General features: G+C 52.4%; 14 protein-coding genes, 2 tRNA genes, 3 rRNA genes, 1 pseudogene and 1 riboswitch. Of the genes and pseudogenes, 5 read left to right on the top strand and 15 right to left on the bottom strand.

All coding sequences use genetic code 11. The features are described from left to right. Positions 1-9 precede the first annotated feature (9 nt). The 15 genes from leuC to BACSA_RS14520 all read right to left on the bottom strand — a co-directional run bounded on the left by leuC (position 10) and on the right by BACSA_RS14520 (position 18,807). The gene (leuC, locus tag BACSA_RS14590; RefSeq protein ID WP_013618798.1) at positions 10-1,407 is read right to left on the bottom strand and encodes a 3-isopropylmalate dehydratase large subunit; all 1,398 of its coding nucleotides are present in this window, start codon (positions 1,405-1,407) and stop codon (positions 10-12) included. A gap of 25 nt (positions 1,408-1,432) precedes the next feature. Next, positions 1,433-2,929, bottom strand: a complete 1,497-nt coding sequence (locus tag BACSA_RS14585) for a 2-isopropylmalate synthase (protein WP_013618797.1) — start codon at positions 2,927-2,929, stop codon at positions 1,433-1,435. Positions 2,930-3,212: 283 nt separating this feature from the next. Beyond that, on the bottom strand, positions 3,213-4,379 hold the full coding sequence (gene pncB / locus BACSA_RS14580; RefSeq protein WP_013618796.1) for a nicotinate phosphoribosyltransferase: 1,167 nt from the start codon (positions 4,377-4,379) through the stop codon (positions 3,213-3,215). A 105-nt stretch (positions 4,380-4,484) separates the two neighbouring features. Further along, positions 4,485-4,593: ribosomal RNA gene (rrf, locus tag BACSA_RS14575) — 5S ribosomal RNA — on the bottom strand. 73 nt (positions 4,594-4,666) lie between these two features. Further along, positions 4,667-7,545, bottom strand: a 23S ribosomal RNA gene (locus BACSA_RS14570). 127 nt (positions 7,546-7,672) lie between these two features. Continuing rightward, a tRNA-Ala gene (locus BACSA_RS14565) sits at positions 7,673-7,746 on the bottom strand. Positions 7,747-7,753: 7 nt separating this feature from the next. Beyond that, positions 7,754-7,827 (bottom strand) — tRNA-Ile (locus BACSA_RS14560). A 91-nt stretch (positions 7,828-7,918) separates the two neighbouring features. Further along, positions 7,919-9,451: ribosomal RNA gene (locus BACSA_RS14555) — 16S ribosomal RNA — on the bottom strand. Together the 16S, 23S and 5S rRNA genes with 2 tRNA genes alongside form the textbook arrangement of a ribosomal RNA operon. Before the next feature lie 505 nt (positions 9,452-9,956). After that, on the bottom strand, positions 9,957-10,508 hold the full coding sequence (locus BACSA_RS14550; protein ID WP_013618795.1) for a beta-class carbonic anhydrase: 552 nt from the start codon (positions 10,506-10,508) through the stop codon (positions 9,957-9,959). Between the two features lie 112 nt (positions 10,509-10,620). Then, complete coding sequence (locus BACSA_RS14545; RefSeq protein ID WP_144005234.1) at positions 10,621-11,382, bottom strand: DUF4465 domain-containing protein; 762 nt, start codon at positions 11,380-11,382, stop codon at positions 10,621-10,623. A gap of 41 nt (positions 11,383-11,423) precedes the next feature. Further along, on the bottom strand, positions 11,424-13,391 hold the full coding sequence (locus BACSA_RS14540; RefSeq protein ID WP_041584446.1) for a YncE family protein: 1,968 nt from the start codon (positions 13,389-13,391) through the stop codon (positions 11,424-11,426). A gap of 6 nt (positions 13,392-13,397) precedes the next feature. Then, a complete protein-coding gene (locus BACSA_RS14535; protein WP_013618792.1) occupies positions 13,398-15,410 on the bottom strand; it encodes a TonB-dependent receptor plug domain-containing protein in 2,013 nt (670 codons plus the stop codon). A 100-nt stretch (positions 15,411-15,510) separates the two neighbouring features. Then, a riboswitch (cobalamin riboswitch) is annotated at positions 15,511-15,709 on the bottom strand. 49 nt (positions 15,710-15,758) lie between these two features. Next, positions 15,759-16,454: a response regulator transcription factor gene (locus tag BACSA_RS14530; protein WP_013618791.1), complete on the bottom strand. Its 696-nt coding sequence runs from the start codon at positions 16,452-16,454 to the stop codon at positions 15,759-15,761. 109 nt (positions 16,455-16,563) lie between these two features. Beyond that, positions 16,564-17,937, bottom strand: a complete 1,374-nt coding sequence (locus BACSA_RS14525) for a sensor histidine kinase (protein WP_013618790.1) — start codon at positions 17,935-17,937, stop codon at positions 16,564-16,566. 105 nt (positions 17,938-18,042) lie between these two features. Next, positions 18,043-18,807, bottom strand: coding sequence for a DUF6261 family protein (locus BACSA_RS14520; protein WP_013618789.1), 765 nt, complete (start codon positions 18,805-18,807; stop codon positions 18,043-18,045). Positions 18,808-19,274: 467 nt separating this feature from the next. Here BACSA_RS14520 and BACSA_RS14515 point away from each other — a divergent pair, with 467 nt between their 5' ends. The 5 genes and pseudogenes from BACSA_RS14515 (at position 19,275) to BACSA_RS14500 (ending at position 24,396) form a co-directional block, all read left to right on the top strand. Then, positions 19,275-20,303, top strand: coding sequence for a hypothetical protein (locus BACSA_RS14515; RefSeq protein ID WP_013618788.1), 1,029 nt, complete (start codon positions 19,275-19,277; stop codon positions 20,301-20,303). A gap of 43 nt (positions 20,304-20,346) precedes the next feature. Further along, on the top strand, positions 20,347-20,508 hold the full coding sequence (locus tag BACSA_RS19480) for a hypothetical protein (RefSeq protein WP_013618787.1): 162 nt from the start codon (positions 20,347-20,349) through the stop codon (positions 20,506-20,508). A gap of 211 nt (positions 20,509-20,719) precedes the next feature. Next, positions 20,720-20,947: pseudogene (locus BACSA_RS20660) on the top strand (carboxypeptidase-like regulatory domain-containing protein); the annotation flags it as partial. 453 nt (positions 20,948-21,400) lie between these two features. Beyond that, positions 21,401-22,993, top strand: a complete 1,593-nt coding sequence (locus BACSA_RS14505; RefSeq protein WP_245546602.1) for an outer membrane beta-barrel family protein — start codon at positions 21,401-21,403, stop codon at positions 22,991-22,993. Between the two features lie 185 nt (positions 22,994-23,178). Further along, positions 23,179-24,396, top strand: a complete 1,218-nt coding sequence (locus tag BACSA_RS14500; protein ID WP_262501260.1) for a phosphoribosylaminoimidazolecarboxamide formyltransferase — start codon at positions 23,179-23,181, stop codon at positions 24,394-24,396. Positions 24,397-24,464: the final 68 nt, after the last annotated feature.

The raw sequence follows: 24,464 nt of genomic DNA, 5'->3' as shown, positions 1-24,464 counted from the left end.
CTCAAAAACTTACATTAATGTTCTCGGATCTGTTATCACTCCCGTTACGGCTGCGGCGGCTGCGGTCAGCGGGCTTGCCAACAACGTGCGTGAGCCAGGACCTTGACGGCCTTCGAAATTACGGTTGCTGGTAGATACGGCATATTTGCCTGCGGGAATCTTGTCGTCGTTCATCGCCAGACAAGCCGAACATCCCGGCTGACGGATAGCAAAGCCTGCTTCCTCAAGCACTTTATCCAACCCCTCTTCACGGATTTGCGCATCTACCATCCACGAACCCGGCACAAGCCAAGCGGTAATGTTCTCCGCTTTCTTACGTCCCTTCACGATAGATGCAAAAGCACGGAAGTCTTCGATACGACCGTTGGTGCAAGCGCCGAGGAACACGTAATCGACTTTCTTTCCCAGCAAGGGTTCTCCCGGCTGGAAGCCCATATAATGCAGGGACTTTTCGAAAGACGCCTTCTCTACGTCACTCATTCCTTCCGTAACAGGAATGTGAGCGGTGATTGCCATCCCCATACCGGGATTGGTTCCGTAAGTAATCATCGGCTGGATATCGGCGGCATCGTAACGCACTTCTTTGTCGAACACGGCATCTTCATCGCTCTTCAACGTCTTCCAGTACGCCACAGCCTTGTCCCAATCTGCTCCCTTCGGCGCATATTCACGCCCTTTGATGTATTCGAAAGTCACTTCATCGGGAGCAATCATACCGCCACGGGCACCCATTTCGATAGATAAGTTACACAAAGTAAGACGTCCCTCCATCGTCAGGCTACGGATAGCCTCGCCGGCATATTCCACAAAATAACCGGTCGCGCCGCTGGTCGTCATTTTCGACATCATATAAAGGGCTACGTCCTTGGCAGTCACTCCTTTTCCCAATTTGCCGTCAATGGTAATACGCATGGTCTTCGGACGTGCCTGCAAGATACATTGCGAAGCCATTACCATTTCCACCTCGCTGGTGCCGATACCGAAGGCAACCGCTCCCATCGCACCGTGTGTAGAAGTATGCGAATCGCCACAGACAATCGTCATGCCTGGCAATGTCAGTCCCCGTTCGGGACCCACCACGTGAATAATGCCGTTCCGCTTGTCCATCATACCAAAGTGAGTCAATCCGAAATCAGCGGCATTCTTTGCCAATGCATCCACCTGCGCCTTCGAAACCGGGTCTTCGATAGGTTTGTCCTGGTCGTGTGTCGGCGTATTATGGTCGGGCATGCAATAAATCCGTTCCGGACGGAAGCATTTCAATCCCCGCGCCCGCATGCCGGCAAATGCCTGCGGACTGGTCACTTCGTGACAATAAAGGCGGTCGATGTACAATTGCGTGGGACCGTCTTCCACTTTCTGCACCACGTGTGCATCCCAAATCTTATCAAATAAAGTATTAGCCATACGTTTCAAATGTTATCTCGTTCCGTTATTTTCTGAATTTATTAATGCAGTCGATATACGCTTCCACTGAAGCCGCGATGATATCGGTATTGGCACCAAAGCCATAATACATCTGTCCGTCGTATTCCACTTGCATGTGTACCTTACCCACATCGTCGCTCCCTTTACTGATTGCCTGAATGGTGAACTCTTTCAAGGTCATCTGACGTTTGATAATCTGTTTCACCGCCTTAATGGCAGCATCCACCGGCCCGTTACCGGTAGCGGCAGCCTCGAAATGCTCGCCCGAGATATTCAAGCCCAGGCTTGCCACCGAACGCACGCCGACACCACTGGTCACCTGCAAGTATTCCAGCTTGATGTGATGATTCACATTGCGGTCGGCACCTGCAATCACCAGAATATCGTCATCGGTAATATCCTTCTTCTTGTCGGCAAGTTTCAGGAAATCCTCATACACCTTGTCCAGCTTCTCCTGATTCATTTCCACACCCAGCACATGCAAACGATGCTTCAATGCCGCACGTCCGCTCCGGGCAGTCAGTACAATCGCATTATCATCGATTCCCACGTCTTTCGGGTTAATGATTTCGTACGTCTGCACGTTCTTCAGCACACCGTCCTGATGGATACCCGAAGAGTGTGCAAAGGCATTCCGTCCCACAATCGCCTTGTTGGGCTGCACGGGCATGTTCATCAGGCTGGAAACCATACGGCTGGTAGGATAAATCTTCTGGGTATTGATGTTGGTATCAATGTTCAGATGCTTGTGGCAACGCAAAATCATTGCCACTTCTTCGAGCGCTGTATTGCCGGCACGTTCTCCGATACCGTCGATGGTCACTTCCACCTGACGGGCACCGTTCAGCACACCGCTGATGGTATTGGCAGTAGCCATACCCAAATCATTGTGGCAGTGGGTAGAAATGACAGCTTTGTCAATGCCGTCCACGTGGTCGACTAAATACTTGATTTTAGCCCCATACTCATCCGGCAGGCAATACCCCGTAGTATCGGGAATGTTCACCACCGTGGCTCCCGCCTTAATAACCGCTTCAACCACCCGTGCCAAGTATTCATTGTCGGTACGTCCGGCATCTTCGGCATAAAACTCCACATCGTCTACATAGCGGCGGGCATATTTCACGGCAGCCACCGCACGCTCGATGATTTCTTCACGCGTGGAGTTGAACTTGTACTTGATATGCGAGTCGGAAGTGCCTATACCCGTATGAATACGTTTATGCTTGGCATACTTCAAAGCTTCGGCTGCCACGTCAATATCTTTCTGCACGGCACGAGTCAACGCACAAATGGTAGGCCACGTAACCGCTTTTGATATCTCAATCACCGAATTAAAATCACCCGGACTGGAAACCGGGAATCCGGCTTCAATCACATCCACACCCAACGCTTCCAACTGTTTTGCCACCTGAATCTTTTCAACCGTATTCAACTGGCATCCGGGAACCTGTTCCCCGTCGCGCAAGGTCGTGTCAAAAATAAACAATCTTTCACTCATAGCATTTATTATCTTTAATCGTCATTCAAACAAAAAGCCTTTCGCACATAGAAGTGGGAAAGGCTTTACATATATCTTGTACCGTTATACATTTACGCACGCGCCTTGCTTCCCACTGGCTTCACCAATAGAATAATCAAACCGCATAGCAAAATATGTATAAACAATGCATTCATCTGTTTCTTTTTTTATTTTACGGATGCAAAGGTAGACATTATTTCGATAAAACAAAATAGAATGAAAGTTTTTTATCAAATTCAGCAACAATTTTACACATTTAAGCCTACTTTAAGCGCAATTCATACAGACAAGCATCCAATTCTTTGCTACTTCCCATGTGCTTTCCCATATCATCAGACAGTTTCACACATTCGCGCCACTCCTGGTTTACATTCATCTTGCAACGCGACAACTTCATCACGATATTAGAAGGAGTATAGCCTGTATCATTAGTCAGATTCGTTCCGATGCCAAAAGAACAACGAATTTTCCCCTGACAATATTCAAAAATGTGAAGCGCTTTCTCAAAATCCAGCGCATTGCTGAAAATAATGGTTTTCGTAGTAGGGTCAATCCCCAATTCCTTATACCGGGCAATCAGATGTTCTACAAACTCAAACTCGTCTCCGGAATCACACCGTACCCCATCGAACAGTTTGGCTTGCTTGCGACTGAAATTCGAAAGGAAAGCATCTGACGTATATGTGTCCGACAAAGCTGTACCCAAATCGCCGTCATACACATTTACCCAATTCTCTAAAGCCATATAATTGGCATGCTTGTAACCGAATTGCGCGCCATGAAACATAAACCATTCGTGCGGATGGGTCCCCATCGGAAGCAGGTTGTATTTCATGGCAAGAAAACAATTGGAAGTTCCCGTACAGTAGCGGGCATGTTCTTTCAAATAGGCAACGACTGTTTCATGCACATCAAACGAAAAACGACGGCGGGTGCCAAATTCAGAAAAAGGCATGTGATGCGTATTAGACAAGCTGACTTTTCCAGACAAACGGGCTATGATGTCCTGACGGTCCGGTATACGGTTTAAGAACTGATTCTTTATTTCTGAAATAATCGCCAGCAAAGGCACTTCATACAACGTTACCTTATATAATAAGTCTGTAACTTCCATGTGTAAATGGCGTTCTTCGTCCAAATACACATGAATCTTATCCGGATCAAAACGAAAGGAAAAAAGCCATTCCCAATATACCCGGGGCAAGAACCGGCAATGCGAACACATGTACTCTAATTCTTCCTTACGCAAAGACACCAAAGCAAGATTATGAATCTCATTCTTCAAGGCATTCAAGAAACCCTCTGTGTATTCCGTATCATCACGATCCTTGAAGCTAAACGTTCCCATCGCATACGGGAACAACTTAATATAAGCATACGAAGTCGTAAACTTATACAAATCCGTATCTAAAACTGTCTTTATAACCATAATAATTCATATTTGCCATAAAGATACGGCTAATTCTGCAGCCCGCAAGCCGCAGGGGCAAAAAAAATCCCCCCGGCAGCCCATCGGATGCCGGGGGGAGGGAAAAGACGGCGGCTACCTACTCTCCCGCTTGCGCAGTACCATCGGCGATGCGAAGCTTAACTGCTCTGTTCGGAATGGGAAGAGGTGGGACCTTCGCGCTATAGCCACCTGAATACGATCAAGTGCCATGACAAGCGACAAGCAATCCGGAAACGGGTGCCGGAAGTATACGGCCGCAAAACGCGGCGGGAAAGTTTCGGGCAATTAGTAACGCTCGGCTTTGGTGTCTCCACCTTTACACCTGCGTCCTATCGACGTCATAGTCTGTGACGGCCCTCAAGGAAATCTAATCTTGCGGACGGCTTCGCGCTTAGATGCTTTCAGCGCTTATCCGGTACAGACGCGGATACCCGGCGGTGCCCCTGGCGGGACAACCGGCAAACCGGAGGTCTGTCAAGCACGGTCCTCTCGTACTAGTGCCCGAGCCGCGCAGATTTCCCGCGCCCACGATAGATAGAGACCGAACTGTCTCACGACGTTCTGAACCCAGCTCGCGTGCCACTTTAATGGGCGAACAGCCCAACCCTTGGGACCTTCTCCAGCCCCAGGATGTGACGAGCCGACATCGAGGTGCCAAACCACTCCGTCGATATGAGCTCTTGGGAGGGATCAGCCTGTTATCCCCGGAGTACCTTTTATCCTTTGAGCGATGTCCCTTCCATGCGGAAACACCGGATCACTATGCTCTAGTTTCCTACCTGCTCGGCCTGTCGGCCTCCCAGTCAAGCGCCCTTCTGCCATTACACTCTGAGGACGGTTACCGATCGTCCTGAGGGCACCTTTAGGAGCCTCCGTTACGCTTTTGGAGGCGACCACCCCAGTCAAACTGCCCGCCAAGCAATGTCCTCCATACCCGGAGTTAGGACACAGACAAACGAAGGGCCGTATTTCAACGGCGGCTCCCCGCAGGCTGGCGCCCGCGGCTCATTGCCTCCGGCCTATCCTACACAACGCGTGCCCACGTCCAATGCTAAGCTGCAGTAAAGGTTCACGGGGTCTTTTCGTCCCATCGCGGGTAATCGGCATCTTCACCGATACTACAATTTCACTGGGATCACGGTTGAGACAGCGTCCGGATCATTACACCATTCGTGCAGGTCGGAACTTACCCGACAAGGAATTTCGCTACCTTAGGACCGTTATAGTTACGGCCGCCGTTTACCGGGGCTTCAATTCAAGGCTTCTCTCGCGATGACCTCTCCTCTTAACCTTCCGGCACCGGGCAGGTGTCAGGCTGTATACGGCTTCTTTCGAATTAGCACAGCCCTGTGTTTTTGGTAAACAGTTGCCTGGACCGATTCTCTGCGCCCTCTCTTGCGAGGAGGGACCCTTTATCCCGAAGTTACAGGGTCAGTTTGCCTAGTTCCTTAACCGTGATTAACCCAAGCGCCTCAGTATATTCAACCCGACTACGTGTGTCCGTTTGCGGTACGGGTGCCGTCCGGCTGGAGTTTAGCGGTTTTTCTTGGCGGCATGGTTACCTGCGCTGTCGGCTTGCCCCGGAGGGCGCGCCGTACTTTCAGGTTCGGATCTTCCCGTGGATTTGCCTGCGGGAATCGGCTCCTACACCCTTAAACCCCCTATTCCGTCAGGGGGCGGCAGTGTCACAGCCGCGTCACCGCGTCACACCGGACGCCAGTAACGGAATGTTGACCGTTTGTCCATCGGCCTCGCCGTGCGGCTGAGCCTTAGGCCCCGACTTACCCTGATCCGATTAGCGTTGATCAGGAAACCTTAGTCTTTCGGCGAGGGGGCCTCTCACCCCCTTTATCGTTACTTATACCTACATTTGCTTTTCCATAAGCTCCAGCGCACCTTACGGAGCGCCTTCGGCGCCGATGGAATGCTCCCCTACCGATACTCTGTATCCCGCGGCTTCGGCGGGCGCCTTATACCCGATTATTATCCACGCCCGGCACCTCGACTAGTGAGCTGTTACGCACTCTTTAAATGAATGGCTGCTTCCAAGCCAACATCCTAGCTGTCTCGGGGGCCGGACTTCGTTAGATTAACTCAGGCGCCACTCCGGGGCCTTAGCCGGCGGTCAGGATTCTTCTCCTCTCGGGCACGGACCTTAGCACCCGTGCCCTCACTCCCGCGGAACATGCGGCATGCATTCGGAGTTTGTCAGGACTTGGCAGGCGGTGAAGCCCCCGCATCCTATCAGTCGCTCTACCTCATGCCGAATTACCGCGAGGCTGCACCTAAATGCATTTCGGGGAGTACGAGCTATCTCCAAGTTTGATTGGCCTTTCACTCCTACCCTCGCCTCATCCGGAAGCTTTTCAACGCTTATCGGTGCGGACCTCCATCCGGCGTTACCCGGACTTCATCCTGGACAAGGGTAGATCACTTGGTTTCGCGTCTCCCCGCATGACTTGACGCCCTTTTCAGACTCGCTTTCGCTCCGGCTCCGCGCCTTATCGCGCTTAACCTCGCCAAGCAGGGGAACTCGTAGGTTCATTATGCAAAAGGCACGCCGTCACACTTGCGTGCTCCGACCGCTTGTAGGCGCACGGTTTCAGGGTCTCTTTCACTCTTCTGTCCGAAGTGCTTTTCACCTTTCCCTCACGGTACTGGTTCGCTATCGGTCTCTCGGGAGTATTTAGCCTTGCCGGATGGGCCCGGCAGATTCACGCAGGGTTCCACGTGCCCCGCGCTACTCAGGATGCCGCTACGCTTCGCAAGGCTTCATGTACGCAGCTTTCATGCTCTACGGCCGCGCTTTCCAGCGCGTTCCATTCGCCTTGCTTCTTGCGGTGTCGCGGTCCTTCAACCCCGCGCATGCCGTAACACGCGCGGTTTGGGCTAATCCCCGTTCGCTCGCCGCTACTGGGGGAATCACTGTTGTTTTCTTTTCCTGCGGGTACTAAGATGTTTCAGTTCCCCGCGTTGGCCTCCCGCCTCAGGCGGGATGTCATGCCTTCAGCATGACGGGTTGTCCCATTCGGAGATCCGCGGATCAAGGGCCATGTGCGCCTCCCCGCGGCTTTTCGCAGCTTGTCACGTCCTTCATCGCCTCCGAGAGCCAAGGCATCCGCCGTGCGCCCTTATCTACTTACGCCGCCGCTCGCTCTTCCTTCCGGAAGAGAGCGGGCATATACCTCTGGCTGATGCTTGCAGAATAGCCTGCAAGCGCTCGTTTCTCTTTATTGCTTGTCACATCATGTCATAGAACTTCTTTCTAACAGTGGAGAATAACGGATTCGAACCGTTGACCCCCTGCTTGCAAAGCAGGTGCTCTAGCCAGCTGAGCTAATCCCCCAAGACCGTAGTCCCAGGCAGAGTTGAACTGCCGACCTCCACATTATCAGTGTGGCGCTCTGACCAACTGAGCTATAGGACTGGCGTTGAACCTCTGTTTCATATCATATATAAGGAGGGGAACAACGGCACGCCGAAAAGGCAGGACGCCACCGGAACGGAAGCCGCTCCAGAAAGGAGGTGTTCCAGCCGCACCTTCCGGTACGGCTACCTTGTTACGACTTAGCCCCAATCACCGGTTTTACCCTAGGGCGCCCCTTTCGGTTACGCACTTCAGGCACCCCCGGCTTTCATGGCTTGACGGGCGGTGTGTACAAGGCCCGGGAACGTATTCACCGCGCCGTGGCTGATGCGCGATTACTAGCGAATCCAGCTTCGTGGAGCCGGGTTGCAGGCTCCAGTCCGAACTGGGAGGGGCTTTAGGGATTGGCGCTCCGTCGCCGGATGGCGGCCCTCTGTACCCCCCATTGTAACACGTGTGTAGCCCCGGACGTAAGGGCCGTGCTGATTTGACGTCATCCCCACCTTCCTCGCATCTTACGATGGCAGTACCGCCAGAGTCCCCAGCATAACCTGATGGCAACTGGCGGAAGGGGTTGCGCTCGTTATGGCACTTAAGCCGACACCTCACGGCACGAGCTGACGACAACCATGCAGCACCTCCACGGATGTGGTTGCCCACTTGCGCGTTTCCGCGCAATGCATCCGCAGTTCAAGCCCGGGTAAGGTTCCTCGCGTATCATCGAATTAAACCACATGTTCCTCCGCTTGTGCGGGCCCCCGTCAATTCCTTTGAGTTTCACCGTTGCCGGCGTACTCCCCAGGTGGGGCACTTAACGCTTTCGCTAAGCCGCCGGCAGTATATCGCCGGCAGCGAGTGCCCATCGTTTACCGTGCGGACTACCAGGGTATCTAATCCTGTTTGATACCCGCACTTTCGAGCATCAACGTCAGTTGCGGCCTAGCAGGCTGCCTTCGCAATCGGGGTTCTTCGTGATATCTATGCATTTCACCGCTACACCACGAATTCCGCCTGCCTCGAACGCACTCAAGAAAGCCAGTTTCAACTGCAATTTTACGGTTGAGCCGCAAACTTTCACAGCTGACTTGACATCCCGTCTACGCTCCCTTTAAACCCAATAAATCCGGATAACGCTCGCATCCTCCGTATTACCGCGGCTGCTGGCACGGAGTTAGCCGATGCTTATTCATAAGGTACATACAAGCTCCCACACGTGGGAGGTTTTATTCCCTTATAAAAGGAGTTTACAACCCGTAGGGCGGTCATCCTCCACGCTACTTGGCTGGTTCAGGCTCTCGCCCATTGACCAATATTCCTCACTGCTGCCTCCCGTAGGAGTTTTGGGCCGTGTCTCAGTCCCAATGTGGGGGGCCTTCCTCTCAGAACCCCTATCCATCGTCGCCTTGGTGGGCCGTTACCCCGCCAACAAGCTAATGGAACGCACCCCCATCGCACACCGGATCGCTCCTTTAATGGCGCTGCCATGCAGCCACGCCATACCATCCGGGATTAATCTTCCTTTCGGAAGGCTGGCCCGGAGTGTGCGGAAGGTCGGATACGCGTTACTCACCCGTGCGCCGGTCGCCGGCAAGCCTAGCAAGCTAGGCTCCCGCTGCCCCGCGACTTGCATGTGTTAAGCCTGTAGCTAGCGTTCATCCTGAGCCAGGATCAAACTCTTCATTGTAGAATATCTTTTTCTTTTAAATGAATCCTGTCGACTGGCTCCCGTTCGTCTCTTGAATTGACGTCTCTTTTCCTTTCCTTGAATCGTACTACGTTGTTCCTATCCAAATAATCTCATAGAACGTCGCTTCCCTCACTCGTTCCGACCCCCTCTCAGGGGGCGTCCCTTCCGGAAAGCGAGTGCAAAGGTACAGACTTTTTCAGAAACTGCAAGACATCGGACACTTTTTTTCGAAAGTTTTTTGTAATGAATATGCAAATAAACTGAAATACAACAGGTTGAGACATAAAAAAACTTCCGGAAGAAAGTCCGGGATGCAGTACGCCTTACCTTATTTAATTATACGCGTGCGCGAAGGAAGCGGAAATGGAAAGGAAAGGCAACAAAATGCCTCCGAAAACGCAGCCGTACATACAGGCAAACACAACCGCATGCGTACGCCAACGCAGCCGTATGCGTACGCCAACGTGACCGCATGCGTTTGCCAATGCACTTATATGCATCGTCAATCGATATTTTCAAATTCCGTCAACTTGCCGGTAACCGAATCGATGACAAAGCCACGCACCACTACATCTTTTGGCACCAAAGGATGATGTTTCACCAAATGTACGCTTCCACGCACCGATTGCTCTACATTGTCGAAACCGCTCAACCACGAATGTAAATCGACATTGCAATACTCCATCATTTCGATATCCCTGTCCGAAACGCCATGTTCCTTGATGTGGCGAAGCATTACCTGGCTATCCATGTGCTGTGCTCCACAATCGGTATGCCCGATAATCATCACCTCTTCCACTCCCAACTCGTAAATGCCTACCAGCAAGCTGCGCATCACACTTCCAAAGGGATGCGTCACCGTCCCTCCGGCGTTTTTTATCATCTTTACATCGCCGTTTCGCAATCCCAAGGCAGCAGGTATCAACTCAACCAGACGCGTATCCATGCATGTTACTATCGCAATCTTCTTATCCGGGTATTTCGTCGTTACATACTGTTCGTAGCCTTTGTCTTCCACAAAGGAACGATTGAACTCCAATAATTCGTCTATCATACTTTTACTCCGCTTTTGTTTGTTTAGCATTACGCAAAGATAAAGAAAAAAGCCCGCTTAACCGAAGCATACCTCCGATTAAGCGGGCCGATAACGTTATTTATCACTTCAATCAGTTTTCCTGCAATGTCACACCGTCCAGGCAAAAGTAAGAAGGAGTATTCATACCGTAATCACCGGTATCGGTAGAGGAGAGTTCGAAGGTGATATAAGCGGCATCCGCCAGCTCGCTCCAGTCGAACCATTTCCACGTATTGACGATCTCACTTTTCCCGTCACGGAAGTCCGCCAAATAGAAATCGACGCTCCCCACTTCGGTACCGCTATCGGTATAACCTACTGCGGTCAGCATAAACCAGTCACCATCCTCAAATTTAGCCACCAAGCCCGAACCTCCATCGTTTCCGTCTTTAATAGCCAGATAGTCATACGTGGTATTGGTCACCCACGCCCCTTTGAAACGGTACGTTCCGGCTTGCAGATTGGTTATACGTGCCTCTGTATAGCTGCTTGCATTAGCGATCAGATAAACACTTCCGGTCTTTCCCGCTCCTGTAATGGCACTCAAGTTGGCATATCCCGGTGTAGCCGTATCTGTCCCATTGGTATAGGTAAATCCTCCTCCGAAGCCCCAATCGCTGAAATAATGTGTAAAAGACACAACATTCTGGGGATCCGAGAATGCCGTCTTCATATAAAAGCCATCTTCTTCGCCTTCGGTTGCAAGGAAAGAACTGTTAGGCTCGCTCAATTCACCCTCAAAACTGATTACCACGTCCTCTTTCTGCTCTTCTCCTGCCGGATTCTCATCCTCGCTACAACTCCAAAGCGACACGCACAACAATGCCGCCATAATCCACGTTAACTTTTTCATTTCTCTTACTTGTTTTAATTGATACATAATTATGATTGTTTTTAATTGCTTGCATCGAAATGCAGGTTCTCTATGCCGGCTATTTCGGTAGACAATTCCCCTACCCGACCGGCATACTGATTGACCGCCGTATAAACCTTCACAAAGTCTATCTCATCCAGATGCACCGGATTCCCATCGGCATCTACCGCCCATTCAAGCTTGAACTGCGACATTTCTTCGCTGTTGGGGTGATTGTCGGCATACCCCCAATCGTAGGCATAGCCTACCCAAACGCCGTTCTCTTCTACCGCATTGTCTTTCAAACGCTTTCCGCAAAAAACCATCCGGTCGTCTTCTACCCACTCCGGATAATACGAGTTCTGCGTATGATACTCGTTGCGGTACACATAGCCCTCATTACCCAGATTATCCGTCCAACGGACATCCGCATCTTCGGGTTGGGGACGATAATACGTTATTTCATAGTCGGGTGTTTCCGTATCTTTCCCGTATTCGCTGCCCGCCAGTTCATACCAAGGGTCATCGGGCAATCCGTTTCCATTTTCATCTCTTGCCACCAGCACAATACCCGGCTCCGCACTTCCGCCCGGACGGTCTTGCCAGGCATTCGGATTGTAATTGGCATTGCCGTAAATCTTCAGGTCATAAGCATCCTCCACATTGGGCACAGGTTGCGAAAATCCGGCTACGATGTAACCTCCGTATGCGCCAAGCGACAAAAGCGAACGGTTGCGGAACCGCTCGGACGCCAGTTCCAATACTTCTTCCTGCGTGAAGCCGTCCCGATAGGCGACCGTTATCGTATTCATGTATTGCGAAGGAGCAGGCACATATTCGAAAACCTTGTCGGCAAAGCCTGCTGAGCTGTCCGGCTGGTCCTCCGACCCGTCCACAGAAGCAGACACATCACGAAACAACAGGGTGTTGGGATTCAGCCCTACCCCATTCAGCCTGAACATCAGCCTGCCATCGGGAGTAAAACAAAGCACATCGCCCTCTACCTGATAATTGTACGCCTCGGTGAGATACACATTGCTGCTATAGGGATTAACCGCTATGGCATACGGACGCTCGATGTGCGTGCCATCGGTAATAAACTGTTCGCGTACAACAGTACCCGATACCAAATCGAACACCTTGAACGAAGAAGAATTGGTCTGATAATCGTAATTATACAAGTAAGCAATGTCGTAATCTATGGCAAAATCCATTACCGGCTCGTCATATACGGCCTCGACCGCATCGCTCTGTGTATTGATTTTCACCAGATGATAGTCGCCCTTCTCTATCTCCTCGCCATACGTCGCTACCCATACGGCATGGTTCCGGCCGGCGGCAATCTTACCCGGATTCGGACCAACCTCAATCTGTTTCGTTTCGGTAAATGCAGCCAAGTCCACGACAGAAACCGTGCGGTCTACTCCGATGCCTTCCCAATCGAGCCCGCCCGAATTGGAGACATAAAGCTTTCCGTCCTGCACACATAAGTCTTCGGGATTCCGCCCTACCTGCGCCAACGCTTCCACCTGCAACGATGCGGTATCGATACGCGCCACCGTCCCGTCGTAAGAGCATACATACGCCTTGCCTTCCTCAAAAGCGATGGCACGCGGCTGGCGCGAGCTTCCGTCTTCCGCCAAAAGCGAAACCTGCCCCACCGACATGCCGGTATGCAGGTCGACCACCTCTACCGTGCTCGACACGTTCACCACGATATACAACTTGCCTCCGTATATATCCATGTCATTTGCCGTATCGCCTAATCCGCGATGATTCATCGTACGGAAATAATCGGTCATGCAAGTATTGGTTTCGAAAGAATAACGTGCCAGCGTGCTGTTATTCAGGTTGAACAATCCCTCACTGAGGACATACATTTCCGAGGTACCGTAATCCTGCACCGTTTCCTGTCCGCTATCCGGCAAGGCAGGCTTGTCTTCCATATCATCGCAAGCGGCCGCCAGCGACAACAACATCGCGAACACACCTATAATCCTTTTCTTCATCATGCCTTAATAATTTATACCCACCGTCACCCGGAACGAACGCCCCGGCATCGGAAAGTTTTTCACAATTTCATAATTCTTATTCGCCACGTTCAGCACTTCCACCGCTACCGAAGCCGAAACATCCCTCAGGCGGAACTCACGGCGTGCCGACACACTATGGTCCGTATATCCGGGCAAACGGTTCTCGGCGATGTTCTGCCCCAACATATACCGCTTTCCAGAAAACAACACCGCATACGACAAATCCGCCCAAGGCATTTCCAACACGGCTTGCCCCGACCCGGACACGCGGGGGGTATAGGCTATCTGATGCTTATACGTCTTCCCTTCGGTGGTCGAAGGGTCGGGATTCGTCACATCCAACGCACGCTGATAGGTATAATTGCCCGAAAGGTTCAGGGAATAGCCTTCATGCAGACGGATGCCGAGGCTTCCCGTCACATCGACGCCCTTGATGTCTACCTTTCCCAAATTGACCATGCTCCACACGAACAAGTTCTTGGTAGGTATCGCCACAATCTTGTCGGTCACTCGATTTACATACGCATCAGCGGTAAGCGTCAAGTAAGGGATAAAATCGCAAATCTGTTTCGTATAAGTTATGCCCACATTCAACTGACGGGCATTTTCCGGTTTTAAATTGATATTCCCTGTCTGCCCATAATACAAATCATTGAAACTGGGCAAACGAAAAATGTCTTTATAAAAGAAACGTACATGAAATTCTTCTGCCGCAAAAGGTTTAAACGAGACACCTATGTAGGGGCTTAACTTGCGGTGCATTCCGGCACTGCTTCCCCGCTCCACATCCTCGTGCACCCATGTGGCAAGTACCGATGCCGAAAGCGTCATCCAACTGGTGACATATTTTCCCGCCAATGCCGTCAGCCACGAATAGCGTACAGGTTTGGCAAAGTCGCGGAGGTCGGCATTCATCCGGTTCACGCTTCCGTCCGTTGCCAAGGAAAACGAAAGGTTATCCAATGCACGCCAAAGTGCCGAAGCCGAAAGGTAATATTCTTGCTGGTAATAATTATTCTCCGTCTGTCCCGTGCTCCCTTTATAATCAGGGTCGAGGTAACGCTGGTAACTCCAGTTCCATTTCCCGGCAAGCCGGAGGGCAAACCGGCGGTTGAACTCTTTCCGGTAATTGCTCTGCACAAACACATTCTTGTCCCACAGATGCTGATTGGAATGATTGTAATAATAGGTAGTAACGGCAGGAAGCCCCCGCGAAGACTGGTAATAATAAGCCTTGAGACGCCATTGCTCACGGTCGGAAAATAGGCCATACAGTCCGGCTTCGGCACGCAAGGACTGCACCTTCGTGTTCTGCCGTTTCTCGCGCGAGGATGCATCGTCTTCGTCCCCATAATGAAGCGTAAACGGATAACGCCCGTCCGAAGACATCCATTCGGAATCGGCGGCCAGTGCCCATTTCCGTCCCAGTTTCTGCTCCAGCCGGAATGAAGGGTTCGACAATCCCCATGAACCGGTCTTCACCTTTGCATGGAAGTGCGTGCTTTTCCCGTCCTCAAACTTCGGTGCCAGCGCCTCGATATGCAAGATACCTGCTGAAGCGAAAAAGCGTGCAGGCTGGAAAATATTGTTATCTTGTCCGTTGCTTAACGCTACCCGGTCGACATTCTCCAACGAAAATCGTCCGATGTCTATTTGCCCCGTCTGGCAATCGGTCACTGCTATGCCATCGTAACCAATGGCGGTATGTTGTGCGCCTAAACTACGCACGGAAACTGTTTTCAGTCCGCCTACCCCACCGTAGTCTTTCACCGTAACACCCGAGAAATGCTTCACAGCATCCGATAATTGCAAAGCATGCAAGTTCTCCAACTCTTCACGCGAAAGAGATTGTACCGGAGCTACGGCACGCACCTCACGAATTCGGTGAGCATCCGTTACCGTCACCTCGGGCAGGGCATAAGCCGTCGTATCGCTCTGCGCCTGCCCCGCCAGCGGAAGGCATACGCCAAAGAGAATGCTGATTACTTGTTTCATGCGTTTCGTTCTTTAATCCGCAATCAGGCAAAAAACAAGGGAATGCAAAAAGAAGCCCCACAGGCTTGCGTCCTTCCCACGCTTTTTCCTCGAAAGCAGTGAAAATACAAAGGCAAGCGGCAGGTCTTCTGACTCGTTCCCGTCGGCAAACCGCCTTCCCAGGGGTATCCCCAGTGGCAAAAGAATGGTTTGCGACACTCATCGCATGGAACTCACAGCAGCGGGACTGTTCAGGACTCTCACCTGATTCCCTTTTAATCGGATTTCACTCCATCCGAACCGTTGCGGGGGCAAAGATACATAGAAAATCGGGAAATGAAAAGAGATATGAAAATTAAGTTGGCTTATTCACCCCACCAGCTGCAAGCCCACCCCCTTCACCGTCTTCAGCTGCACGCTCTCGTCGGCGGCGAGCAGCTTGCGCAGGCGCGACACGAAGACATCAAGGCTGCGCGAGGCGAAATAGTCGTCTTCGGTATTCCACAGGTGCGAGAGGATGACTTCGCGACGCACCACCCTACCCTTGTTCTCGCACAGCAGGCGGAGCAGGTCCGCCTCGCGCACGGTGAGGGTTTCCGCTTCCCCGTCCGCCTTTAATAAGGTAGAGCGGTCGGCGTTGAACGTGTAGAGCCTGCCTATCGGGAAGAGCGTTTCGTGGGCTTCCGCCTGCCTGCCCTGCGTCAGACGCAGCAGGGCGGTGACGTGGGCATGCAGCTCTTCGGGCAGGAAAGGCTTCTTGATGTAGTTGTTCACACCCAGTTCGTATCCTTTCACCACGTCTTTGGGCGACACCCTGCCCGAAGTGAAGAGGATAGGCGTGCGCTCGTCCGTCTCGCGGATGCGGCGCACCATCTCGTAGCCGTCCATCACGGGCATCTCGATGTCGGACACGATGACATCGGGCTTCCACGTTTTCCATATCCGCAAGCCCTCCTCGCCGTCTGCGGCGGTCTGTATCTCGTATCCGCCTATCATGTCTTCCAGCCCGCCGCGGATGATGTAGCACAGGTTGGCATCGTCTTCTACCAATAATAGTCTTGTCATTTGCTTGTCGTTTAAGTTGTCTTTTCCTTTTTTGAAACGCAGATTAACGCGGATTCACGCAGATTATTTTTTATTTTTCAATCCGCGTCAATCCGCGTTAATCTGCGTTTCAACCTGTGCCCTCTGTGGTGCCCTTCGGAAACACCAGCGTGAACTCGCTGTACTCGCCTTCGATGCTCTCCAGCTTCACCGTGCCGCCATGCGCTTCCACGATGCGGAGCACGTAGTTCAGCCCCAGCCCGAAGCCCGGTGCACCTCCGCCCCGGCTCCGGCTTGCCGCCGAGGCACGCTCGTATTTCTCGAATATCTTCGCCTGGTCCTTCAGCGGGATGCCCAGGCCGTTGTCGCGCACCGAGACCGCGATGCTTCCATCGGCACGTTTCGCCGAAGCGAAGGTTATCTCCACCTCACTGCCCGAATATTTCACGGCATTGTCTATCAGGTTGCTCAGCGCCTCGCGCAGGAACTCCTCGTCGGCATACACCGCCAGCGCGTCCAGCTTCCACACGTAGCGTATCGGCTTCTCCGCCTTCGCCTGATACTTTGCGGCAAGGTCCTCCAGCATCGGGCGCAGCAGGCATTCCGTCTTGTCGAGCCTCAGCTGGCGGTGCTCCAGTTTGGCGAGCGTCAGCACCTTGTTGGTCAGGCTGATGAGGTGCTCGCCCTCCTCGCGCAGGATGCGGAAATACTGCGCCCGCTTCTCGGGCTGGCTGTCGAGCCGTCCGGTCTCGAGGATGCGCGTGCCCATCACGATGGAGCTGAGCGGCGTCTTCATGTCGTGTATCATGGCGTACGAGAAGTCCTCGCGCAGCTTCGCCACCTTGTCCTGCCGCAGGATGATGCGCACCTGCCACACCACGCACACCACCGCCACGGCGATAATCAGCACCGTGGCTATCAGCACCAGCGTCATGCGCCGCGCGATGACCCAGTAGGGATTGGTGATGATGCCCTGCACGAAGCGTGCCTCATCGAAGTCGAGCATCAGCGAGTCGGTCTTCAGGATGCCCTCCCGATGCAGATCTTTCCCCACGGAAGCACGGAGCACCCGCCCCGTAGAATCGACGATGCACGAAGCCACCTCGGCACGGATGCCGACCGAATCGAGCATGTGGGCGTAAATCGAATCGAGCACGGGGAGCGACACGTCTAGATGCACTTCCGTGTAAATGTAGTCCTGCAGACTGGTATGGATGCTCGACATCAGCCACCGGTTCGGCATGTTCTGGAAGGCGGAAGTGGTCGTGTCTACTTCGAATTTCATTGACAACAGAGTATCTTTCCTGCCGAATTTCCGCTCCTTGTATACCGACATCCGGTGGAACGCCTCTTCCAGCGAGGCCTCCCGAAACACCTCGTCCGCCTTCATCCGCAGGCTTTCCCTCGCCAGCCGGTAGCTGTTCGCCAGCCACACGTATTGCAGCTCCGCTATCGCCAGCAGGGCGATGAGGGCTATCCAGCGCAAGTGTCTTATCTCTTTCATCGGATTGATTGTTGAAACGCAGATTTTCGCAGATTCACGCAGATTGAAAAATAGAAAATAATCTGCGGAAATCTGCGTGAATCTGCATTTTGTCTGAAAAGTCAGTTACACTTCGGGTTCCGGTTTTTTCCGCTTTGCCTGCGCGATGCGCTGGTTGTAGAGGGCGTTCGTCTCGTCAATCAGGGCGTTGAGGTTGGTGACGAACGTGGCGGTGGCGTCCGTAGGATGCGCCACGCTCTGCACGAAAGCCACGGTGGCGATGTAGTCGTACAGCTCGTCCATGCGCAGGCGCACCGTCTTGCTTTCGTCCAGGCGGCTGGCGGCACGCTCCTCGGTGCGCTGCTCGGTCAGCGAAGCGTATTCGTCGTTCGCCGTTTCCAGTTCCGTGAGGATGTTGGTCAGCGCGAGCGTCTCCACGTTGGGCGCGTTCTCCGCCTTGCGTGCGTCGGTCAGCAAGCCGCGTATCTGCACCGTTTCCTGCTGCGAGGGCGAACGGTAGCAGCCCACGTAAGGTTTCAGCACATTGTAGAGGGAGGTCGCCGCCGATTTCTCCGCCGCCACGGGCGAAGACTTCTTGTTGCGGATAGAGTTGAAAAGATACACCACGAGGTCGTCGCGCTGCTTGTCTGTGTCGGCAAGTTCCGCCGTGCGGTCGCTGATGCGGCTCTGCGCCACGATGTCGTTCATCGTTCCCAGCAGCGTTTCGTATTCTTCCTGCACCTCCGCCTCGATGCCCAGTGCCGAACCGCCGTCGGGTTCGAGCGTCCCTGCCTGTTCCACGAGGGTGAGGACACGGGTGGAGAAGTTGGTATATTCGGCGTTGTTCAGTCTTGTAATGCCGAACTCTTTGATTTTTACGATTGTTTTCATCTTCAAAGGGGATTAAATTTGACAATATAGTTGATTAATTCACCTCCAAAGTTAGTTTTATTTTCCGATAAACCGCCTCCAAAGTGAAGAAAAGTATGTTCCGCCTCTTCAAAAACGGCTTTAAAAAACGTGCAAAACATGCGCCGACCCCTCGGCGGAGGCTTTGCAGACGTGTAAAATGCGCGCGGAGGGGTCGGCGGGAACTTTGCAAGTGTTGCAAAACGTGCGGCGAGGGGTCGGCGGGGACTTTGCAGATGTGCAAAATGCGCGCGGAGGGGTCGGCGGGGACTTTGCAAGTGTTGCAAGGTGTGCGGCGAGGGGTCGGCACACGTTTTGCACGTTTTCCAAGGTCGGAGCGGAAAGTAATTGTTGAATATTCATCAGATATAGAAGTCAATCTATTTGATACTTCCGGCAAATCATATTAAATTTGCCAGCATAATTTAATTTCATAAATAAGTCTGTATATGATATTTGTTTTACTTGTTCTATTATTATTCATCGTAGGTTATGTTGTTATTACAAAGAAGAAAAGCAAAAGTAACGTTCCACCTCAATCGAGCACTCCTGTTGTTGATGCGAAAGTGAATGCACCAGTAAATGAACCATGCATTGACGACAAAATTGCAGAATCTCCGAATAATGCAGCAACTCAAACAGAAGCGGCAGATATTGTAAAAGAGCCTGTTCCATCATCCGTCATAACATCGGGAGAGAACGAATATTACAAAGAATTGCTTTTGGATAGCAAATGGATACAAAAACGGGACAATAGAAAGAGAATAGATCATTACGTCTGTCAGAATTGCTATAATACAATAAAGTTAAACGATATCAATGAGGTATCCAAATATGTAGATTTTCCAGAAGTTGCCGACATAGTCATATCTGCGTTCAATAAAGAAAATTCATTGCAACAAAATGATGATAAGAGTCTGGAAGAACAGTCATTAGATGGTTATAAGCTCTATAAAGTGAAAGAAATGACCAAGTACATACCTAAATACAATATCTATCTAAACAATTATCACTTAGGACTTTTTAGCTGTTCACAAGATTGGAAGACAATAGCTTTAGCCGGACATATTAATATTATTTCCAGTAAAAACTTATCTGATAATGATGTAAATTGGGTCGGCTTTAAAAGCATCAAATGCAAGCCTTTTAAAACTAAGACTAAGAATGAATATAAAGATTGCGATACCATTTTCATACAATATATGAAAGGCAATACAACCAATGACGCTATTTACCTTACCTACTGTTTTGGTTATATCACAGGCGTTGACTATAACCAGGGAGTTGCAATGTTGACCAAAAATGATTTTGCAATCATTTTCCCCTTATACAAACTGAATAGTCCCGAAACATTGGAAGTGCATCATAAGAAATATTCACGCTCGCATTTGCCTTGGGATGTCAAAGATGAAGATTTAATCACACTTTGCCATAGTTGCCATATGGAAGCCAACAAAAAGGCTATACCTGTAGAGTAATCATTTAGACACCAAAGGCATTACAAATAAAAGGAGGAATATTATGAATACAAACGAAGAAATGCTGACCGACATCAGCGCTGAACTGGATAAGGAGTTCGGTGCGCCCGGCACGCCCGAACGTGCGAAGTTCGACGAAGAAGCGTATGCGTTCTACACGAATTGTGTTTTATCGGATAATGCACGCCCTGGGGATGAGGGTTGAGGTGGTCAAGCCGATTGTGTGACAAATCGTAGGGGCGGGGTCTGCCCGCCCGAATGCATCTACAGCGGATGTCTTCGGGCGAGCGGACCTCGCCCCTACCGTGCTTTCATATCGCATACTCCCCCGTTAACGTTACGTTAACCTTGCGTTAACCACCGATGCGGAGGCGGCTATTTACCTTTGCGGCATCAATCAAAAACGACAGAACGACATGAAAACATTCTTTTTCTTGCTGATGTGCGGACTTTGTACGGCTACACTCTCCGCCCAAAGCCTTACGGGGACGGTGACCGATGCCGACCGCCGGCCCGTGGAAGCCGCCACGGTGGTATTGCAAACCGCCGACTCTACCTATATCGATGCGACCCTGACCGACAGCTTGGGCGTGTTCCGCTTCGGACAGCGTCCCGAGAGGTACCGCCTCATCGTGCAGCACCTTATTTATAATACCTGCATCCGCGAAGGGAGCGGGGCAGACGCGGATACCCTCGTGCTGACGCCGCGCGACTATGCACTGGACGAGGTGACGGTGCGCGGCGAGCGTCCGCTGGTGAAGGTGGAGGGTAGCCGCCTGACTTATGACGTGGCGCAAATCGCCGCCAGCCGCCTCGTGACCAACGCCTACGAAGCCTTGCTGCAACTACCCGGCGTAGTGGAACGGGACGGCGTGCCTGCCCTTGCCGGAAGCGGAAGTCTGGGCATCGTGCTCAACGGCAAGCCTTCATCCATGAGCGCCGATCAGCTCATCGCCCTGCTGAAGGCAACGCCTGCCTCGCGCGTGGAACGGGCGGAGGTAATGTATAGCGCGCCGCCCCAATACCATGTGCGCGGCGCGACGGTCAACCTCGTGCTGAAGGGTTACAAGGCTGGCGAAGGCGGCCTGCAGGGCGAGGTGAACGGCAGTTACGTGCAGAAGGACGAAGCCGGAGGCAACGGGGGCGTGACGCTGGCGTGGCTCTCGCCACGGTGGGACGTGGACGCGATGTACCACCTGAGCGACTATTATTACCGGCAGGGAATGGACTTCCGCGCCCTGCACACCGCAGACGGAGAGACGCACGACATCCGCCTGTCTGAAGATGACAGCGGACGGAGCCTGACCCATACCTTCCGCGCCGCCGCCACCTACAAGCCCACAGAGGACGACCGCCTCAGCCTCAGCTATACCGGAAGCCTCAAACCCGACGGGAAATCGACGGCGGACGCATGGGGCAACGTGACGGACTCGCACAACGGCAAGCGGAGCGATACGCAGCTGCATAACGCCGCGCTGAACTATACCTCCGGCTTCGGGCTGAGCGCAGGCGCCGACTACACGTATTACAAAGACGAGAGCACGCAGGACTTCACCGATACCGAAGCCGAGCCGTCCGCCTTCCGCAGCGACTCGCGCCAGCGCATCGGACGCTGGAAAGTGTATGCCGACCAGAGCCATTCGCTCGCAAAGGGCTGGACGCTGAACTACGGCACGGCGTTCACCTACGTGAACAACCGCAACTCGCAACGCTATGACCTGCCCGAGATGAGCAATCTGGACAGCGAAAGCCGCATCGACGAATATACCTACAACGTCTATGCCGGATTCGACAAGGCGTTCAGTCCGCAATGGAACCTCAGCGCGTCGGCAGCGGTGGAATACTATAAGATGGCGGACTACTGGAAGTGGGCGGTCTACCCCACTCTTTCGCTGAACTACATGCCTTCGGCGGCGCACATCTTCCAGCTTTCGTTCAGCTCGGACAAGACCTATCCCGACTACTGGACGCTGAGCGGCAGCACCAGCTACCTGAACGGCTATCAGGTGATAGAAGGCAACGCCAGCCTGCACCCCTACACCGACTATACCGCCACGCTGACCTACATCTGGAAGAGCAAGTACATCGTGCAGGCGGAATACAGCTACGTGCCCGACTACTTTATGCAGATGGCATACCTGGACTCGAACGAGCTGCGTGCCATTTATAATTACCAGAACTGGGACTACCTGCAGCTGCTCACGTTCACCGCCGTCATCCCCTTCCGCGTAGGCACGTGGTGGGACAGCCAGCTGACGCTGAACGCCCAGCTGAAGCACGACAAGGCGAGCCGCTACTACGATGCTCCCTTCGACAACAAGCGGTGGGCAGGCATCGGGCAGTGGACCAACACCTTCACCCTGAGCAGCCGCCCCAATATCCGTCTGGAAATCTCCGCCTTCGGGCAGACAGGAGCCATACAGGGCAGTTACCGCCTCGGTGCCGTGGGCTATGTGGATGCCGCCCTGCGCTACACCTTCGCCGGCGACAAAGCGATGCTCCAACTGAAAGGCACCGACCTCTTCAACGGGATGAACCACCTCGACATCGAGTCGCGCAACGGCACCCAGCACTTCGACATGCACGTAAAGAACTACGCCCGCAGCCTTACCGTCTCGTTCAGCTACCGCTTCGGCGGGTATAAGAAGAAGGAGGCGAAGGAGGTGGATACGTCGCGGTTCGGGATGTGATTGCCAGGCGGCTGTTCATTTACAAACCGGATGTAATAATAGTAGAGACGTAAAACAATGAAACGCAGATTGGCGCAGATTCACGCGGAGTATTTTATTTTAATCTGCGGAAATCTGCGTTAATCTGCGTTTCAAAGTTTATCCTATTAATCTTGCACACATACTTCCGTATCCGATTTTTTATTATCTTTGCCCGCAACGAACATTTTAAACAACAAATGCTTATGGCAAAAGAACTCGAACTGAAATACGGCTGCAACCCCAACCAGAAGCCAGCACGTATTTATATGAAAGAAGGAGAACTGCCGCTGGAAGTGCTGAACGGACGTCCGGGATACATCAATTTCCTTGATGCGCTGAACGGCTGGCAGTTGGTGAAAGAACTGAAAGAAGCGACCGGCATGCCTGCCGCTACCTCATTCAAGCATGTTAGCCCTGCCGGTGCCGCCATCGGGCTGGAACTGGACGAAACGATGAAACAGATTTACTTCGTAGGCGATCTGCCGTTGTCTCCCCTCGCTAACGCATACGTGCGTGCCCGCGGTGCCGACCGCATGTCATCGTACGGCGACTTTATCGCGCTGAGCGATGTGTGCGACGAAGAGACCGCCCGCTTCATCAACCGTGAAGTTTCGGACGGCGTTATCGCTCCGGGCTATACCGAAGAGGCATTGGCTATCCTGAAAGCGAAACGTAAAGGTACATACAACGTCATTCAGATTGACCCGGAATATCGTCCGGCTCCCATCGAGCACAAAGACGTGTTCGGCATCACCTTCGAACAGGGACGCAACGAAATCAAGCTGAACGGCGAGGAACTCTTCGCCAACATCCCGACACAGAACAAGAACCTGCCCGACGCGGCAAAGCGTGACCTGATGATTGCGCTTATCACCCTGAAATATACCCAATCGAATTCGGTGTGCTATGTGAAGGACGGACAAGCCATCGGTATCGGCGCCGGCCAGCAGAGCCGCATCCACTGCACCCGCCTTGCCGGAAACAAAGCCGATATCTGGTACCTGCGCCAGCACCCGAAAGTATTGAACTTGCCTTGGGTAGAGAAAATCCGCCGTGCCGACCGCGACAACACCATCGACGTATACATCAGCGATGATCACGATGATGTATTGGCTGACGGCGTTTGGCAACAGTTCTTTACCGAAAAGCCCGAAGTATTGACCCGCGAAGAGAAACGTGCCTGGCTGGACACGCTGAAAGGCGTATCGTTAGGCTCGGATGCCTTCTTCCCCTTCGGCGACAACATCGAACGTGCGCACAAGAGCGGCGTGGAATACATCGCTCAGGCAGGAGGTTCGGTGCGCGACGACCATGTCATCGAAACATGCGATAAATACGGCATCACGATGGCGTTTACAGGCATCCGTCTGTTCCATCATTAATATTAATTTCGAACACAGAGACACGGAGGCACAGAGTTTTATATTCTACAAAAATATATGCTTTGTGT

The organism is Phocaeicola salanitronis DSM 18170 (assembly GCF_000190575.1).
Classification (GTDB): domain Bacteria; phylum Bacteroidota; class Bacteroidia; order Bacteroidales; family Bacteroidaceae; genus Phocaeicola; species Phocaeicola salanitronis.
Note: the sequence above shows the minus strand (reverse complement) of the source record. Positions and strands in the feature narration are given on the sequence as shown.